Source organism: Bombilactobacillus sp. ESL1092 (genome assembly GCF_058107465.1).
Genome location: NZ_CM176594.1, coordinates 1,320,582 through 1,337,817, shown reverse-complemented (window position 1 = coordinate 1,337,817; position 17,236 = coordinate 1,320,582). Strand labels below are relative to the sequence as shown.

The following is a 17,236-nucleotide window of genomic DNA, read 5'->3' as shown; positions in this document are numbered from 1 at the left end:
TTATCCCTCCTTGATTGCAGTTGAATGTTGCAAACATTCAACGACCGTTTCGACATCTTGTGCATTTCTCAACTGCTTCATTTGCTTAGCATTTTGTGTTAAATCGTAGAAATAATCATAAATGTCATCTAAACTGTCCTTGACTGTATCGTTAAACGCCATAAAGAAAACTACATAAACCGTTTCCTTACCCCACAAAATTCCTTTTTGAGAAGTTAAAATACCAATGACCGGTTTTAAAACATGTTCGGCAGCCCCATGGGGAATAGCGTAAGTTCCTAAAGCCGTGGAAGCTAATTGTTCTCGCTTCCAAGCTGACTCTTGCATCGTATCTTTCACGTAATGATTAGCCACTAAAGCTTGCGTAATTTCTTGAATAGCAATTTGGGGGCTTGGTGCTGTTGAATCAACAATGATTGCTGGTTTAGCCACCAAATCCAAAAAAGTTGCTTTCAAATATTTATCGTGCCAAATCTTTTGGCTTAATTGGCGTAACAACTGCAGTTCTTGCTGATTTAACAGTGGACTAACTTGAATGACTACTTGTTGTGTCTGTAATTTAAGCGGAATCGTTGTTAAGATAATGTCAGCACTCACAGGTTTTCGTAATAGCTCAGTCACCGATAAAGTCCCAATTACATTGAGTTTCGGTAACTTATCCTGAATTTTTTGCCGAATTAATTCAGCAGTTCCATAACCGGTACTGCAAACGATCACGACACTAACTTCACGGAATTCTTTTTGCTGCCGCTCGCGAAATGATTCCAAATGTAAACACAAATAGGCCACTTCATCCTCGGGAAAGCGAACTTGATATTTTTGAAAAATAGCATCTGCTAAAGTCAGAGCTTGATCAAAGGCTTGGGGAAAATTAACTTTCACTTGATGACGATACGGATTGTCAATTTTGATGCCATTTTTGATGCGTACCAAAGCCGGTTGCAAATGCAAAGTCAAGTTTTGAATTAATAAGTCATCATAGTTAACCAAAACTTGCTGTAACCAAGTTACTAACTCTTGATTAGAATTTTCACTCGCTGGACTAGGCAGATAGCCTTCTTCAATCGCTACAATATGCACATTTAAATTATTAATTTCTACTGTTGATAACTGGCAGTGAAATTCTTGTTCCACTAACGCAACCAAACGTTGGGTATTAGTAGATATTGCAAATGAAGCTACTGTTTTGGTAGCTGGTGGTGCTTTTTGAGATTGAATTTTTTGAATCGCTAACGCTAAATGAATCAATAAAGATTCATACTGGTATTCACTAATATTACCGGGTAATTTTTGTAAAAATTGATTTAAAACCTTTTGCGTTCGATCCAAAATTTTCTTATCAACTAGCTGGCTCAAAGCTGGAGGGACTTGAAAATTGCGGGTGAGCCGACCAGTACTTTGATTTTGCTTAATCTCTTCGCCCCAATACATTTGAATAATTTGTGTCTGAAAATGGCGTAATTCAGCTTCAGAATTATTGAGCCTAATGCCTTGTTGAGAAGTACTAAACTGTAAATGATAATTTTGTTTCAGAGAACTCAAATCACGCTCTAAGGTACTGCGACTGACAAAAAAATGGGCGGCCAAGTCATCTAACAAAACTGGTTGCTGGGCTTTAACCAAGAACGAGACTAAATTAATTTGCCGTTCCACGGCATCATTGTTAGGATTCATTGGTGGAAATAAATTTAACAAGTCTTTGGTAGAACCTGTAAAGTAAATGCCATAGCCTTTTTTGCGAACTAATTTAACGCCGTATGGTTGGACAAATTGCTCAACTTGCTTCAAATATTTAGCTACCGTTTTGCGCGATAGGCCTGTGTATTCCATTAAATCTTGATAATGGACAACTGGTTTTGACAAAATAAATTGAATAATACTTTTTGTAATAGTTTTTGGTGAATGCTTTGGCGCCAAACGGATCACTCCTTAACTTTTACATTTTCATCATAATGTAACCGGCTTCAAAACTTAACTTCAAAAAAGTACACTTACCTTAGGTGTACTTTGTCGCTGATTGATTCAGAAGAAAATAACTTCAAATATTAATTAAGATGACAATTTAAGCTGGTTTCAACATTAGCTACCGTTTCAACGAACATTATTGACTAACGCCGTGTTAAAATAAGATTAACTAGAATTCGATTAGCCAAAATTATGTTTCCACAAACTTTTCACACAGTGATACTAATCTATAATATCAAGCAATAATTGGTGCATAATTTTAACAACGGATAACATCATCCGCCCCAAGATTCGAATGTAATTTAAACTTTAGGAGCTTAAAATTGTTAATTGTACAAGGACAAAATATTGAACGTCGTTTCGGCAGCGATGTTTTATTCAACCATTTAAATTTTCAAATTGCCGAGCAAGCCCGAATTGGTTTAGTCGGACCTAACGGAGCTGGTAAATCAACTTTATTAAAAATCATCAATCAAGAACAAGACGCTGACGCCGGACATATGATTTATCAAAATAATTTAAGTATCGGTTACTTAGCACAGAATCCCACCTTTCAATCCGGGAATACTATTTATGAAGAAATGGAACGGATATTTGAAAAAGTGCAGCAAGATGAACGTCAATTACGTTCTTTGGAACAGCAAATTGCACAACAGAGTAGCCAAGGAGCTACTCCTGCTTATCAAAAATTATTACAACAATACGACCAGTTACAAGTTAAATTTAAAGACGAAAATGGTTACGGCTTCCGGTCTGAAATTCGTTCGGTCCTAACCGGTTTTGGTTTTAGTGCTGAGCGCTTTGATGAACCAGCTTTACACTTATCTGGTGGTGAACAGTCCCGCCTAGCTTTTGCCAAAATGTTATTGGAACAACATGATTTATTAATTTTAGATGAACCCACTAATCATTTGGACATTGATACTTTAAATTGGCTCGAAAAATATTTACAAAGTTATCGCGGAGCACTGTTAATCGTGTCTCATGATCAATATTTTTTAGACCATACGGTCAAGGAAATTTATGCGCTAGAAAATGGTACTTTGAAACATTACACGGGTAATTATTCACGTTATTTAAAATTACGAGCTGACGATTTGGACTTAGCATGGAAAGCGTATAACAAACAACAAGAAGAAATTAAAAAAACGGAAGACTTTATTCAAAAGAACATCGTTCGGGCTTCCACCACCAAACGTGCCCAAAGTCGCCGCAAGCAATTAGAAAAATTAGAGCGGCTACCTCGCCCACAAGGAACACCAAACAATGTCCATTTTCAATTTACCGTGCATAAAGATAGCGGCAATGACGTCTTACAGGTCAAAGATTTACAAACCGGATATCCGGATAAACAATTAAATCAGGCAATTACCTTTAAGCTCAAAAAAGGCGAGCGCTTGGGAATTATTGGTCCTAACGGTGTCGGCAAATCAACCTTAATTAAAACGTTAATTAAGCAATTATCACCGCTTGCAGGTAGTATCGAATGGGGCACTAACGTCCAAGTTGGCTATTATGATCAGACTTTAAACCAATTAGATTCTACGAAAGATGTCTTGCATGAGATTTGGGATGCTAATCCGACTATGGATGAAAAAGATATTCGAACAGTTTTAGGATCATTTTTATTTCAGGCAGACAGTGTCTTTAGTACCGTTCAAGATCTATCTGGTGGTGAAAAAGCACGGTTAACTTTATGTAAATTGGCCTTGGAGCACAATAATTTATTAATTATGGATGAACCAACTAACCATTTAGACATCCAAAGTAAAGAGATCCTTGAAAAAGCCTTAAAAAATTTCGCTGGCACAGTCTTATTTGTTTCTCACGATCGCTACCTATTAAATGAAATTTCGACCAAATTACTCGAATTGCAACCAGCAGAAAGTACCATCTATCTAGGTAATTACGATTATTATTTAGCTAAAAAAGAAGAGAATTTAGCCCTTCAAGAACAGCAAACTGGCGCCCAGAATGCGGAACATTCAACAACCAGTCAAGGTCAACAGGATTATCAACAATCCAAGGCCCAGCAACGCGCCCAACGTAAAAAAGACCGAGAATTAGCAGCCTTGGAAACTCAAATTGATCAATTGGATCAACAAATTGACCAAATTAACCAGGAAATGTTACTCCCTGAAAATTTGAGTAGTTACACTAAATTACAAGATTTACAAGAACAATTAACTACATTGACTGACCAAAAAGAAACAGCCGAAAATCAATGGGAAGCACTACTAGATTAACGGCAAAGAGGTTAATGCCAAAATATTCAGTCTTGACTAAAAAAATCCTAGCTGATGTTCGTTTAAGAACAATCATCGCTAGGATTTTTTGTTAAAAATAACTTTTGGATGCACTAAAAAATGAGACTTAATTACCAACTGTTCGTAATTTGGAGCTGATTACCAGCCAATATGTTGATCACCACTAGGTAATTCCACTTTACCAGCAGCCACATCTTGACAAGCTTGGTCAATGATCTGAAAAGCCTGTTGTAATTGTTCTTCAGTAATTACTAGCGGTGGCTGAAAACGCAAAATATTTCCCCGTAAACTAATCATAACCGCTCCTAAATCAAAAATTCGCGTAATTAGCTTCGTTGTCAATTCAACATCAGGCTGCTTGGTTTGGGGATTAATAATATCAATCCCTCCATTTAAACCATACATCCGTACTTCTCCAATAAAGTCATATTTGGCTTGCTCCTCTTGGAAGAATTGCTCCGCAATTTTACCTAAATTGTGCGAACGTTCCACCAAATGTTCCTGTTCAATCACATCAATTGTTGCATTGGCCGCGGCAGTCACCACTGGATTACCAGCTGTTGTATAAACATTAGCCGGAGCCGCTAAGGATTCCATGATTTCTTTTCGACCTAAAACAGCACTTAACGGCATGCCTGAAGCCAACGACTTGCCCATGGACATTAAATCGGGTTCAATCCCAAAATGTTGAATTGACCACCACTTACCCGTTCTTCCCATGCCTTGGTTAACTTCATCAATTGCTAATAAAATTCCATTATCATGCGCAAATTGGGCCACTAATTCTAAATATTGCTGGGGGGCTTTTACAATCCCACCATCACCTTGAATTGGTTCAATCAAAATAGCGGCTACCTCTTCAGCCGGTAAATAAGTATTGAACGGTAATTGAAATTCGTGAAACATCCGTTGCACAAAATCTGCTTCACTTTCGCCAGCTAACTTTTCGTGGCTGTCAGGATAAGGTACTCGAATGATATCTGGCAATAATGGTCCCATTTTCCGGGCCATGTTTAAACTAACACTTGAAACACTCATTGAACCGTAAGTAGAGCCATGATAAGCACCCGTAAAGCAGACAATATATGGCCTTTTAGTATACGCGCGCGCAAACTTAATAATTGCATCGTTAGCATCTGAACCAGAGTTACCCCAAGCAACTTCTACTGGTCCACTCATCGGCGCTAATTTAACCAAGCGTTGGGCTAGTCGAGCGGTAGTGGGATTGGCAAAATAAGCTGGCGTATATTCAATAAGATTTTGGGCTTGTTCACAAATAGCTTGCACAACGTGCGGGTGCGCATGCCCCGTATTTGTAGCCGAAGCACTAGCTAATAGATCAATATACTGGTGGCCATTTTCATCTGTTAAAATAGCCCCTTCTCCTTTTTTAATTACTAAATTAAAATATTGAATTCGTGAAGCTGTGGCTAAGGCCTGACTTTCTGCTTGCAAAATTTGTTGATTACGATCAGTCATTTCTAATCATCTCTTCTTAATAATTAAATTTAAATTAGTTTATCATTAAAAATAAATTTTAGCAATCACTGATTTTCCCACAAAGTTTGCTCCAACTAAAATAACAGCTAACAGTTATGTCATCATAGCTGTTAACTGTTAAAAAACAATCATTTTAAATAAAATTTAAGCAATTAATTATTCGCCAACGTAACTAAAATCTAATCCTGGATCAGCATTCAGTGTTAAAGGACTAAAATCTTGCTTTCGATATTTAACATCCGCAAAGGCACCAATCATTGCCGCATTATCGCCACATAAGCGCAATGGTGGAAAAATTAACTCAATTTTGGGATCAATTTCAGTCTGCAAACGTTCGCGCAAACCGGAATTAGCTGCTACCCCGCCAGCAACAATTAATTGCTGCGTCGGATATTTTTGTAACGCGCGCTGAGTTTTAGTAACCAAAATATCCAAGACATCTGCTTGAAAACTAGCAGCAATATCTTTTTTATTAATCTGTTCACCGATTTGATCGGCATGATGAATCGTATTAATCACGGCACTCTTAATACCACTAAAACTAAAGTCTAGATTATCTTCACTCAGCATTGCCCGCGGAAATTGATAAGTAAGCTTGCCTTCGTGAGCCCATTGATCAATGGTTTTACCAGCTGGATAATTAACCCCCAACATTCGACCAACCTTATCATAAGCCTCACCAACGGCATCATCACGAGTGTCGCCCAAAATCTGAAAATCGCCTGGTGCAGTTAAATAAACTAATTCTGTGTGCCCGCCAGAAACCACTAAAGCCAACGCTGGATACTTAATTTCACTCACTAAATTGGCTGCATAGATATGTCCTGCCAAATGATTAACACCAATTAATGGTAAATTATGTGCCCAGCTAATCGTTTTAGCCGCCATCAAGCCCACTAATAAAGAGCCCACTAATCCTGGACCATAGGTCACAGCTACCGCCGACAAATCCTTATAATCTACTTTAGCTTGTGCTAAAGCCAACTTTGTACAATGAATAATTTGTTCAACATGATGGCGACTAGCAACCTCGGGAACCACGCCGCCAAAACGCTGATGACTTTTAATCTGTGTCGCAATCACATTTGATAAAATTTCCCGGCCATTTTTAATAACTGCAACACTCGTTTCGTCGCAACTACTTTCAAATGCCAAAATCAATACGTCTTGATCCATCATTAACCTCTTCTCAAATACTGCAACCAGTAGCGATAAGAAGTTGAGTATAGCCTAGAATAAGGCCATAAGTTTTGGTTTTTAAACTTGAGGACTTATTCGTAGCTAGACGCAGGCTTCTGCTGCTGGGTGCGCTATATCAAACACTGCAACAAAAGCCGGTTAAAAGCTGAGGATTAACCTAAACTAAGATCTTAAGTCGGTCTTTTGGCTTGAAGGCTTAGTTGTAGTTAAGCGCAAGCTTTTGGCTTTTGGTGCGCTATATCAAACACTGTAGCAAAAGCCGGTTTAGAATTGCCAACACTCCGGTCACTTGCTTACAGATATTTTTTATTATATTTTTAAACATCTTGTACATAATCTTGCTGATGCTGAGCCAAATCAGGATGATCTTTCCGCCAGACTAATTCGGCTTGCGTTTGACGCAGATAATTCGGAACAAAACTATCTAAATCTGAAACCGGTGATTGAGCCAATCCCAAATCAACTAATGATTGTGCTTGTGGAAAGCCATCATTTTTAATTTGTGCCTGTGGTAGTTGCTCATTAATTAACCCGACCATTTCATTAGTCAACTGGCCCACAATCATAATCGGTTGTTTTAATGTCTTTAAGTTACTTAACAAATCTATTAAGCGCATATGACTTTCCTGCACTAACGCTTGAAGTTTTCCAGATTGCTGCTGATAAACACCCGCAAAAACATTTAAATTACGTGCATCCATTAAAGCAACAATAACTCCTTGAAAATCAGACACATTTTGTGCTAAAACCTGCAGACCAGAAATGCCGACTAAATCCTTCTTTAAGGTCCAAGCTAACATCTTAGCAGTTGTTACAGCAATGCGAAGCCCTGTAAATGAGCCAGGCCCTTGTGCTACAACAATTCGATCTAAATCTTGAGGTTGCCAACCGGCTGTTTTCACTACTTGATCAATAGCTGGTAATAATTTAATACTATGTGACTTTAAATTCGTTTCACTGACCTGTGCTAAGACTTGATGATCTAAAGCACTGGCCACACTTAAAGGTTGATTAGAAGTATCAATGGCTAAAATCTTCATTACAAAATTACATCCTTATAATTATTCTAAATTCACTATACTTCAAATTTTGTCTTAATGAACAGTAAAATTACGGTTTTGTAACCATTTGAATAATAAAACTAAAATAATTGTTTGAATTGGAATAAAAACAAATTCTTTTATTCCTCGAATCCATAACATTTGACCAAAATTTAAATTTCCCAAAACGCAAACCCAAAGAGTATTTAACAGCCAATTAACAATGAGCGTCACTTCAATTGTGGTCATTAATAAGCGTTGACTAGTGGGCTGATTATGATACAAATTGATTCCATATAAAAAGCCAGTGACTACAGCTGACAACGTAAAGCCCCAAAAAAATCCACCTTGTGGTGGAAAGATAGTATTAGCGATAATATCGGCAATCAGGGCAGCTAACGTTGACTTAGCGGGACCAAAATAATAACCAATTAAGGCAGTAATCACAAAACCAAAACCGACTTTTAAAAAACTTGGCCCTAAGTGAATGCGACCGACAATGACTTGCAAAGCCGTTAACATCGCTAACCAAGTGATATTAAAGGTCCGATTGTTTAACTGTAATTTATTCATTTTAAGCATCTCCTAAAGGAGCTGCCACTGTGATCGTGGCGAATGCGAGAATAAAACCGCAAGCTATCGCTTTTCGTCCAGCGTTCACATTCCGTTCCGCCAGCACTTAACGCTTTATTCCCTACTCCAAGATTTTTAACTTCTTAACCATATCATAGATTCAAACAAACATGTTAAAATTACTATAATAATTGTAAAAAGAGGCTTAAACCGTGAATAAAAAAATTTTAGTTTTACACACTGGTGGGACTATTTCCATGTCAGAAGACGAGCAAGGTAATATTAAACCCAACGCCCAAAATCCGTTAGCTAATTTAGAACTACCTAATTCTGATCAACTACAAATTATTTCCGAGGAAATTTTTAATTTACCGTCGCCACATATGACACCCAAACAAATGCTAATGTTAACCAAGCGTTTACGCCAAGCGGCACAAGAAGGCTTTTTTGGTGCCGTCGTCACTCACGGTACCGATACTTTAGAAGAAACGGCCTTTTTCTTAGATTTAACTTTAGATAATGACATGCCGGTCGTGGTCACTGGTGCAATGCGTTCATCCAATGAAATTGGTAGTGACGGACTGTATAACTTTCGTTCGGCGATTCAAGTAGCCAGTTCAAAAGCATCAATTGGTCAAGGCGTTTTAGTCGTCATGAACGATGAAATACATTCAGCCCGTTACGTCACTAAAACTCACACTACTAACGTCGCCACTTTTCGGACTCCAACTTTTGGTCCCATTGGGATTATCTCTGAGGGTCACGTCAATTATTTTCAAGAAATTGTTCCACATCAACACTTGCCAATTACCAATATTGTCGATCATGTTTATTTAATCAAAGCTTATGCTGGCATGACTGGCGAACTTTTTGAGGCCCTAGATCAAGAACAAACACAAGGCGTCGTCATTGAAGCCCTAGGTGCTGGCAATTTACCTCCAGCTACTTTAACCGCAGTTCATAACTTGTTGGACCATCATATTCCAGTAATTCTAGTATCACGTTGCTTTAATGGTATCGCTGAACCGGTTTATGATTATGAAGGCGGTGGTGTCAATTTGGAAAAAATGGGCATTACTTTTTGTCGTGGTCTCAATGGTCAAAAAGCTCGCATCAAATTATTAGTGGGAGTTAGTGCGGGATTAAATAATCAAGAATTACATCATTATATTAATAATTAACACTGCAACAAAAGCCGCTTAAAAGCTGAGGATTAACCTAAACTAAGATCTTAAGTTGGTCTTTGGCTTGAGGGCTTAGTTGTAGTTAAACGCAAGCTTTTGGTGCGCTATATCATACTGCAACAAAAGTTGGTTAAAAACTTCAAGTTAAAAGGCAAGACAATCATGGAAAAAATTCCAGATTATCTTGCCCTTTTATTTAGTGGTTAACTTTTGCTGCAACCACTTTTATTTTCACTAAGCTTTGCCAGGACGCTTAGCTTTTTCAACTTTTTGACCCATGACCATTTCGTCATTGTAGCCCCAGAACCAAGTGACAAGAAAGGCAACTACAATCGTGACAGCGCTAGCTAATAAGAATGCGTAAAAACTATGCAAGTCACCAGGATTTTTCGGGTTGAAGAAACTAGAAAAGCCAATTAATCCGCCTGTAAAGCCAAACATTGTTCCGTGCATTAAACCAGTAACTAAGCCACCAAAAGCGGCACCAATAGATCCAGAAATAAAGACTTTCTTATAGCGTAAGTTAACACCATAAATTGCCGGTTCAGTGACCCCACAAAAGGCACTAATCATGGCTGCAAAACCTAATTCTTTAATATCTGACTTCTTAGATTTAATCGCTACTGCTAAAACTGCCGCTCCTTGAGCAATCATTGTTGAACAAACAATCGCATTGATGGCACTTTGTCCGGTACTAGCAATCTGTTGTGCCACCAGTGGGACCACGCCCCAGTGAAAGCCAAAGATAACCAGAACTTGATACAAGCCACCAATAATAAAGCCGCCGAGCCAGCCAGAAACAGAAACTAACCAGTTGATTAAGACTGCTAAACCATTCGCAATCGTTTGAATAATTGGTCCAGTAATTACTAAAGTAATCGTAGCGACTATTAAAATCGTAATTAACGGGACAAAAATCATTTGTAGATAGGTTGGCAAAACTCGTTTTAACCATTTTTCACATTTCATTGCCAGCCAAGCTGCTAGAATCATTGGAAAAATTGAGTAAGTATAATTTAGAAATTGAAATTTCAACCCACCCAAACTAAACATTACTTTACCAGCTTTACCCCATGTCACTAATTGTGGATATGCTAAGACTCCACCAATCACTGCGGCAATAATGGGATCACTCCCCAAACGTTTAGCTGCACTAAAACCAACTAAAACTGGTAGGAAGAAGAAAGCTGAATCTGCCATTGCACTGACCGTAACATAAATGGCACTCTTCGTACTTAATAAAGAGCCCAATTGCGGTAAAGTTAACAGCGCCAATAAACCTTTAATAATACCCGAGGCTGCAATAACACCAATGACGGGGCTCATAGATCCCGTAATAAAACCAATTAAATTACCAATTGCCCGGGAAAATGGATTACCACCCGTTTGTGGCGTTGTTGCTGTGGTGGCATCGTCATCATCAGTCTTCGCTAACTCTGGAAAACGCTTTAAGATGGCATCAAAAGCGTTCGCTACCCCGTCGCCAATGACTACTTGATACTGGCCAGAAGCATGCATGACGTTTAAAATGCCACGTTGATTTTTCAAGATATCATCATTAGCCTGAGATTCATCTTTTAAATAAAATCGTAAGCGGGTGATACAGTGAATGACACTTTTAATATTGTCCACGCCACCAACGTTTTTAATAATAAAAGTTGCTAATTCATCATAAGATAATTTTTTATCAGCAGTAGCCGTGGTAGCTTTTGCTTTGAAGTAAGCCTTAGCTACCGGTTGACCTGATTGAACTGTAGCTTCAGTTAAATCTAAACCGTCTAAATAGTCATTGGAATTAGTAATGACCACAATAATTGTAGATTGTAAATCATGTTGCTTAATTGCGGCTAAATCCATTTTGGCCAGTGGCGCACCAGCTTTAATTTTTTGACCGGTTTGAACTGCCACTTCAAAGGCTGAACCTTTGAGATTGACCGTATCAATTCCCATATGAATTAAAACTTCTAAGCCACTAGCTGTCGTAATACCAATTGCATGCTTAGTTTTCGCAACCATCGTAATTTGACCACCAACTGGTGCTACCAGTTGACCATCAGTTGGCTCTAAGCCAAAACCTTGGCCCATGGTTCCCTGACTAAAAACAGGATCGTTTACTTTACTTAAAGCAATGGTTTGACCATTGGCCGGAGCTAAAAGCTGCTCCTCTTGATTAATAGCCATAATTTTCCCTCCCATGAAACGCTTACAGGGCATATTTTAAACTTGTATAGACAAGTTGTCAATTACTTAATTACAGCCAACTACTTTAACAGCAGTCAAAAGCTTTTTTAGCAATAAATTCAAGCAAGTAATTCCAGATCAAGTTAATTTTTTTCTTTTTATTCTTGGTTTCTTTACTTGTCTAGACAAAAATAGCTATAATATAATTAATTATTGAAAGGACTTCAAAATGACAGAATCAAAAGCCGTGCTCATTGCCAAAGATTTGGCTTCTAAAATTCAACATCAGCAATTTCCCGCCGGAACTTTTTTACCGACTGAAAACCAATTAGCTACTCTATACGGAACTGCCCGCGAAACAATTCGCAAAGCTTTAGCGCAACTCAACGACTTGGGATTGATTCAAAAGATTCGAGGGAAAGGTTCCGTCGTTTTAAATCTCGAAAAATATTCTTTCCCGATCTCTGGAATTACCAGTTTTGCTGAATTAAATAACTCTTTAAAAATGCACGCTCAGACTCAGGTCTTAACTCTAAAAAAGATGGCCACAGCACCTAAAATGTTTCAAGCAAAATTTGCGAATGAGTCTGACCAAAAGGGTATCTACTTAGAACGTTTACGCTTGATCAACGATGAACCGGCAGTACTAGATTGTGACTTTTTATTTACTCCTCCAATTAATGACTTACCGATGTCCGCCGCTCAAACTTCCATTTACCACTATTTAGAACAAGAATTGGGTCTGGAAGTCTCTTACGCCACCAAAACCATTACAGTCGAACAGGTCACGCCACAACTTCAAGCAAAATTGCACCTTAATAACAACTTAGTCGTGTTAGTGGCCAGTCACAGCTTTTTAAGCGACACTACTTCTTTTCAGTTAACATTATCCTTTCATAATCCTAGTAAATTTAAATTTGTGGATTTTGCTCGAAGAAAAAAAATTAAACTTTAGGAGACAATTATGACTAATTTAGGTAAAAAAGTGATTTACCAAATTTATCCCAAATCGTTTTACGATTCCAATAATGACGGTATCGGCGACCTGCGGGGAATTATTCAAAAAATTGATTATCTTAAAAAATTAAACGTCGATATGATTTGGTTTAATCCATTCTTTGTCTCACCCCAAAAAGATAACGGCTATGATATTGCCAATTATTACCAAATTGACCCGCTGTTTGGTACTATGGCCGATTTTGAAGAGTTAGTTGCTAAACTCAAGCAAATTAATGTTGATGTCATGCTAGACATGGTCTTTAATCATTGTTCCATTGAAAACGAGTGGTTTCAAAAAGCCCTTGCTGGCGATCAAGAATACCAAAAATTCTTTTACTTACGTAAAGCTAAGCCCAATGGTCAACTACCCACTAATTGGCAAAGTAAATTTGGCGGTCCCGCTTGGTCCCGCTTTGGACAAACGGATTATTACTACTTACATCTCTATGATCCCACTCAAGCGGACTTAGATTGGCATAATCCACAAGTTCGCCAAGCCGTTTATCAAGTGATTAATTTCTGGCGCAATAAGGGGGTCAAGGGGTTTCGCTTTGATGTCATTAATGTCACCGGCAAAGCTGCTGTCTTAGTAGATTCCAGTAATCCACTGCAAGAAAAAAGCTTATATACGGATACACCGATCGTGCACCAATACCTCAAAGAAATGAACCAAAATAGTTTTGGACAAGATCCCGAAGCCATTACGGTTGGTGAAATGTCGTCCACAACTATTCCAAATTCGATTGCTTATTCGAACCCTGATAGTCATGAATTATCAATGGTTTTTAATTTTCATCACCTAAAAGTTGATTATTTAAATGGTGAAAAATGGTCCAAAATGCCGTTTGATTTTATGCAATTAAAATCTTTGTTGACTCAATGGCAAGAACAAATGGATCAAGGCCATGGTTGGAATGCTTTATTTTGGAACAATCATGATCAACCAATGGCACTCAATCGCTTTGGCGATCCGGGCAAATATCGGATTAAGTCAGCGCAAATGTTAGCTACTGCGATGCATTTACTGCGGGGAACACCTTATATCTACATGGGCGAAGAAATTGGCATGATTAACCCTTCGTATTCGTCGATGGACGATTATGTCGATATTGAAAGTAAAAATGCTTACGCAAAACTAATTAATCAGGGTTTGACTCCCAAAAAAGCCTTAACTATTATACAAACTAAATCGCGTGACAATTCCCGCACGCCTATGCATTGGGATGACAGCCAGTATGCTGGCTTTAGTCAAGTCCAACCGTGGTTGTTGCCCACTGATCAACAAACTATCAATGTCCAAGCCGAATTAGCACACGGAGCAATCTTTGATTATTATCAACAACTAATTCATTTACGCAAAACAGAACCACTAATCTCAGATGGACACATTCAAATGTTCTTAAAAAATGATCCGCAAGTTTTTGCCTACCGCCGTTACCTTGATAACCAATCACAGCAATTATTAGTTTGGGCTAATTTTTATGGTCAAGACACCACTGTTGTTTTACCTAAAAATTTGCAAAATAAAACGTGTCAGGTAACAATCAGTAACTATCAAGTCCAATTAGAACAACTGCCCCCGACACTGAAATTACAACCCTATGAAGCACTAGCCGTTAAAATTAATTTATAAACATTAAAAATACCAGCCGGTTTTTGTAATTAACAAAACTGACTGGTATTTTAATAATTGCCGAACTTGGGGGTCAAAAGATAACTTGTATTGGAGACAAAGATTTTGCTTCGCAAGTTAGAAGTTTATTTTTACCACAAATCAATCGGCAAAAGTTTTTTAACTAAATTGCTACATTATCAAACTACTTCAACGTGTAACTGACCATCTTTCACTAATTTAACTTTCAACATGAGTTTGTAAATCACTAATGAAAGCACTGCCGGCACTACCACACCCATAATCAAGTAAACTACCAAAGCTTTCGGATTACTTGAGGCGAGATTAATTGGCACAATCAATGAATTCAGACCTAAACCTGCCAAAGTATAACTAACTTTAAAATGAAACACGATCGTCGCAATCGGTGCGGCAACCACCGCCGAAATAAATGACGGTACAGCTAACATCGGATTGATTAACAAATTAGGAAATTGAATTTTTGGTGTAATAAAACCTTGCGCAATATTGGCACCTAAATTATTTTGCCGCCAAGAAATCGCTAAAAAGCCGACAAATTGTGCAGTTGTACCAATTAAGGCCGCCCCTGACGAGAGTGGATCTAACATGACTGCCACTGCTAAGGCTGCTGAAGAAGCTGGCGTCATTAAAAATAGTGACCAAGCAAATGAGACACAAATAGAACCTAAGAGTGGATTAACCTGCATTGATTGAGCAATGAATTGACTCAACCAATTTAAGGCCGGTGTCGTAACACTTGCCAAACCTAAACCGGAAATCGTCCCCACTAACGTTGCACTTAATGGAACCAAGATCATATCTAATGGTGTTTTACCGGTTAAGTATTTACCAACCAAAGCGGCAATCAATCCGGCAGCAACCGCGCTAATCGGTTGTCCTGAAGTAAAAATTCCCGAATGGGCCGCTTCCACCAACATATTGCCAGTGGGCGTCACCCCTTTCATAGCACTACTTGTGAAGTAAACTGCATTCGCCCCAATTGTCGATGAAATCATCGAACTAAACATTACTAACGAGTTCGTTCTTAATTGAGTTGCAATAACCGCCCCAAAAGCAGGAGCTAACATCCACTGCGCAATGGCTCCAACTTGGTAGAGGGCGTGCCAGTGTACAAAATTAGCAATGGATTGAATCAACAAGCCCACACCTAACATTACTAAGACCGCATTCGATACCCCTGCAGATACTGTATAGACATAATCTTTAACAGTCATCTTATGTTCTTGTTGCACTGTTTCTTCCATAACTAAACACTCCCCATCTCTTCAATATCAACTTGCATCCATCGACTAAATTAAAAATTATTAATGATAACATTCAAATCTTCCTGCGCAGTTTTTACCAAGAGTCAAAAAAAGCCCTTTTAAAGAGTAAATGCTCTTTAAAAGGGCGTCAGTTCACGCGGTACCACCTTTTACTAAACTTATCCGAACTAACCAACTTGATCAGAGTCAACTAATTCGCGGCAGTGATAACGGCTGCTTTCCGGTAAAACTTAATTAATTTTCAGTTAACAACTAAGAAGTGAGATTCACATAAGACCTTTCACCTGCTTGCACCTAACCAGGCTCGCTAATAAAGATGTTTATGCTGTTTGTCTTCCTTAACGTTTTTTAATTTTTAATTTAATTGTTTTTAATGATAACCAGAGATGTGGTGCTTGTCAACCCTAAAATTAATTTTTTGTAACTTTATTTAATAATTATCTAAGCAAGTCCTGATTTGCTTCATATCTGCTGGCGTGGTACGACAACAACCGCCTAATACTCCCGCCCCTAATTCTAGCCACTGCGGCACTAAATCTTTAAATTGCAAAGCATCAGCCGTTTTTTGCCAAGTTTTAGTCAGCGGATCATACGTATCTCCATTATTCGGATAAACAATAACTGGTTTAGTGGTGTTTTGTGTAACTGCTGGTAATAATTGCGCCACATTGTCTAAGGCGGTGCAATTAAAGCCTAAAGCTACTATTTGAGGATGAACAGCAAAATACTGCACCGCCGTAGCCAATTTGGTTCCGTCACACAAACTATCTTGACCATCCACACTAAATGATAACCAAGCACCAAATTGGGGAAATTCCGTTTCTAATAACTCTACCAAGGCTTGGGTTTCTGCAAAATTCGGCATCGTCTCAAAGGCAAACAAATCAACGCCCGCTTCAGCCAAAATTTGCAGCCGTGGTCGATGAAAGGCTTGGTACTGTGCTTTGGTTAGCTGATAATCACCACGATATTCACTGCCATCCGCTAAATAAGCACCGTAAGGCCCAATGTCACCCGCAATTAAAACGGGACGTTGTGCAGATTGTTGGCGAACTTCTTTAGCCAATTGGCCAGAGCGTGCAATCAAATCCTGCGCCGTTTGTTCACTGTAACCAGCCTGCACAAAAGCTGGAATATTTGCTTGGTAACTATTCGTCGTCAAGACTTCACAACCAGCTTCTAAATAACTTTGATGAACCTGCTTAATCGCCGTGGGATTAGTAATTAACGCTTCCGCAGACCATAAATTATTATCAGTATCAACGCCATTTTTCTCTAGTTCACCCGCCATTGAACCATCAATTAAACGGACTTTTTCTTGGAAAAATTGGTGGACTTCCTTTAATTTCATTGCCATTTCACTCCTCATTGCTATCAATTATACTTTAATGATATTATAATCTGTGCA

12 protein-coding genes, 1 riboswitch and 1 other annotated feature are annotated in these 17,236 nt (G+C 38.4%); of the genes, 4 read left to right on the top strand and 8 right to left on the bottom strand.

Annotated elements, in window-relative coordinates; all coding sequences use genetic code 11:
* A complete protein-coding gene (locus AC3B6Y_RS06105) occupies positions 1-1,926 on the bottom strand; it encodes a BglG family transcription antiterminator (RefSeq protein WP_489790701.1) in 1,926 nt (641 codons plus the stop codon).
* A gap of 362 nt (positions 1,927-2,288) precedes the next feature.
* Here AC3B6Y_RS06105 and AC3B6Y_RS06100 point away from each other — a divergent pair, with 362 nt between their 5' ends.
* On the top strand, positions 2,289-4,211 hold the full coding sequence (locus AC3B6Y_RS06100; protein WP_489757226.1) for an ABC-F family ATP-binding cassette domain-containing protein: 1,923 nt from the start codon (positions 2,289-2,291) through the stop codon (positions 4,209-4,211).
* Between the two features lie 159 nt (positions 4,212-4,370).
* On the opposite strand, the gene AC3B6Y_RS06095 is transcribed toward AC3B6Y_RS06100, so the two are convergent.
* From AC3B6Y_RS06095 to AC3B6Y_RS06080, 4 genes are all read right to left on the bottom strand, one after another.
* Positions 4,371-5,711, bottom strand: a complete 1,341-nt coding sequence (locus AC3B6Y_RS06095; RefSeq protein WP_489769171.1) for an aspartate aminotransferase family protein — start codon at positions 5,709-5,711, stop codon at positions 4,371-4,373.
* Between the two features lie 177 nt (positions 5,712-5,888).
* Positions 5,889-6,908, bottom strand: coding sequence for a tRNA (adenosine(37)-N6)-threonylcarbamoyltransferase complex transferase subunit TsaD (gene tsaD, locus AC3B6Y_RS06090; protein ID WP_489790699.1), 1,020 nt, complete (start codon positions 6,906-6,908; stop codon positions 5,889-5,891).
* Positions 6,909-7,249: 341 nt separating this feature from the next.
* A complete protein-coding gene (tsaB, locus tag AC3B6Y_RS06085) occupies positions 7,250-7,972 on the bottom strand; it encodes a tRNA (adenosine(37)-N6)-threonylcarbamoyltransferase complex dimerization subunit type 1 TsaB (protein ID WP_489774787.1) in 723 nt (240 codons plus the stop codon).
* Between the two features lie 54 nt (positions 7,973-8,026).
* Positions 8,027-8,545 carry a folate family ECF transporter S component gene (locus tag AC3B6Y_RS06080; protein WP_489790036.1) on the bottom strand — a complete coding sequence of 173 codons (519 nt, stop codon included), beginning with the start codon at positions 8,543-8,545 and terminating at the stop codon, positions 8,027-8,029.
* Between the two features lie 34 nt (positions 8,546-8,579).
* Positions 8,580-8,676: riboswitch (THF riboswitch) on the bottom strand.
* A gap of 81 nt (positions 8,677-8,757) precedes the next feature.
* Here AC3B6Y_RS06080 and AC3B6Y_RS06075 point away from each other — a divergent pair.
* On the top strand, positions 8,758-9,726 hold the full coding sequence (locus AC3B6Y_RS06075; RefSeq protein ID WP_489757221.1) for an asparaginase: 969 nt from the start codon (positions 8,758-8,760) through the stop codon (positions 9,724-9,726).
* Positions 9,727-9,963: 237 nt separating this feature from the next.
* On the opposite strand, the gene AC3B6Y_RS06070 is transcribed toward AC3B6Y_RS06075, so the two are convergent.
* A complete protein-coding gene (locus tag AC3B6Y_RS06070; protein ID WP_489790698.1) occupies positions 9,964-11,910 on the bottom strand; it encodes a PTS sugar transporter subunit IIABC in 1,947 nt (648 codons plus the stop codon).
* A gap of 229 nt (positions 11,911-12,139) precedes the next feature.
* Between AC3B6Y_RS06070 and treR the strand changes: the two genes are divergently transcribed.
* Positions 12,140-12,865: a trehalose operon repressor gene (gene treR / locus AC3B6Y_RS06065; RefSeq protein WP_489790696.1), complete on the top strand. Its 726-nt coding sequence runs from the start codon at positions 12,140-12,142 to the stop codon at positions 12,863-12,865.
* A 9-nt stretch (positions 12,866-12,874) separates the two neighbouring features.
* Complete coding sequence (gene treC / locus AC3B6Y_RS06060) at positions 12,875-14,542, top strand: alpha,alpha-phosphotrehalase (RefSeq protein ID WP_489790695.1); 1,668 nt, start codon at positions 12,875-12,877, stop codon at positions 14,540-14,542.
* Positions 14,543-14,721: 179 nt separating this feature from the next.
* Here treC and AC3B6Y_RS06055 read toward each other — a convergent pair whose 3' ends face one another.
* On the bottom strand, positions 14,722-15,807 hold the full coding sequence (locus AC3B6Y_RS06055; RefSeq protein WP_489774784.1) for a PTS sugar transporter subunit IIC: 1,086 nt from the start codon (positions 15,805-15,807) through the stop codon (positions 14,722-14,724).
* Positions 15,808-15,945: 138 nt separating this feature from the next.
* Positions 15,946-16,179, bottom strand: a binding site (T-box leader).
* A 79-nt stretch (positions 16,180-16,258) separates the two neighbouring features.
* Complete coding sequence (mmuM, locus tag AC3B6Y_RS06050) at positions 16,259-17,185, bottom strand: homocysteine S-methyltransferase (protein WP_489790693.1); 927 nt, start codon at positions 17,183-17,185, stop codon at positions 16,259-16,261.
* Positions 17,186-17,236: the final 51 nt, after the last annotated feature.

What these genes read in the sequence shown, in the direction of transcription:
- treR (WP_489790696.1), top strand. Translation starts at nt 12,140, where the DNA reads ATGACAGAATCAAAAGCCGTGCTCATTGCCAAAGATTTGGCTTCTAAA.
- AC3B6Y_RS06055 (WP_489774784.1), bottom strand. Translation starts at nt 15,807, where the DNA reads ATGGAAGAAACAGTGCAACAAGAACATAAGATGACTGTTAAAGATTAT.
- AC3B6Y_RS06080 (WP_489790036.1), bottom strand. Translation starts at nt 8,545, where the DNA reads ATGAATAAATTACAGTTAAACAATCGGACCTTTAATATCACTTGGTTA.
- AC3B6Y_RS06070 (WP_489790698.1), bottom strand. Translation starts at nt 11,910, where the DNA reads ATGGCTATTAATCAAGAGGAGCAGCTTTTAGCTCCGGCCAATGGTCAA.
- tsaD (WP_489790699.1), bottom strand. Translation starts at nt 6,908, where the DNA reads ATGGATCAAGACGTATTGATTTTGGCATTTGAAAGTAGTTGCGACGAA.
- tsaB (WP_489774787.1), bottom strand. Translation starts at nt 7,972, where the DNA reads ATGAAGATTTTAGCCATTGATACTTCTAATCAACCTTTAAGTGTGGCC.
- AC3B6Y_RS06095 (WP_489769171.1), bottom strand. Translation starts at nt 5,711, where the DNA reads ATGACTGATCGTAATCAACAAATTTTGCAAGCAGAAAGTCAGGCCTTA.
- mmuM (WP_489790693.1), bottom strand. Translation starts at nt 17,185, where the DNA reads ATGGCAATGAAATTAAAGGAAGTCCACCAATTTTTCCAAGAAAAAGTC.
- treC (WP_489790695.1), top strand. Translation starts at nt 12,875, where the DNA reads ATGACTAATTTAGGTAAAAAAGTGATTTACCAAATTTATCCCAAATCG.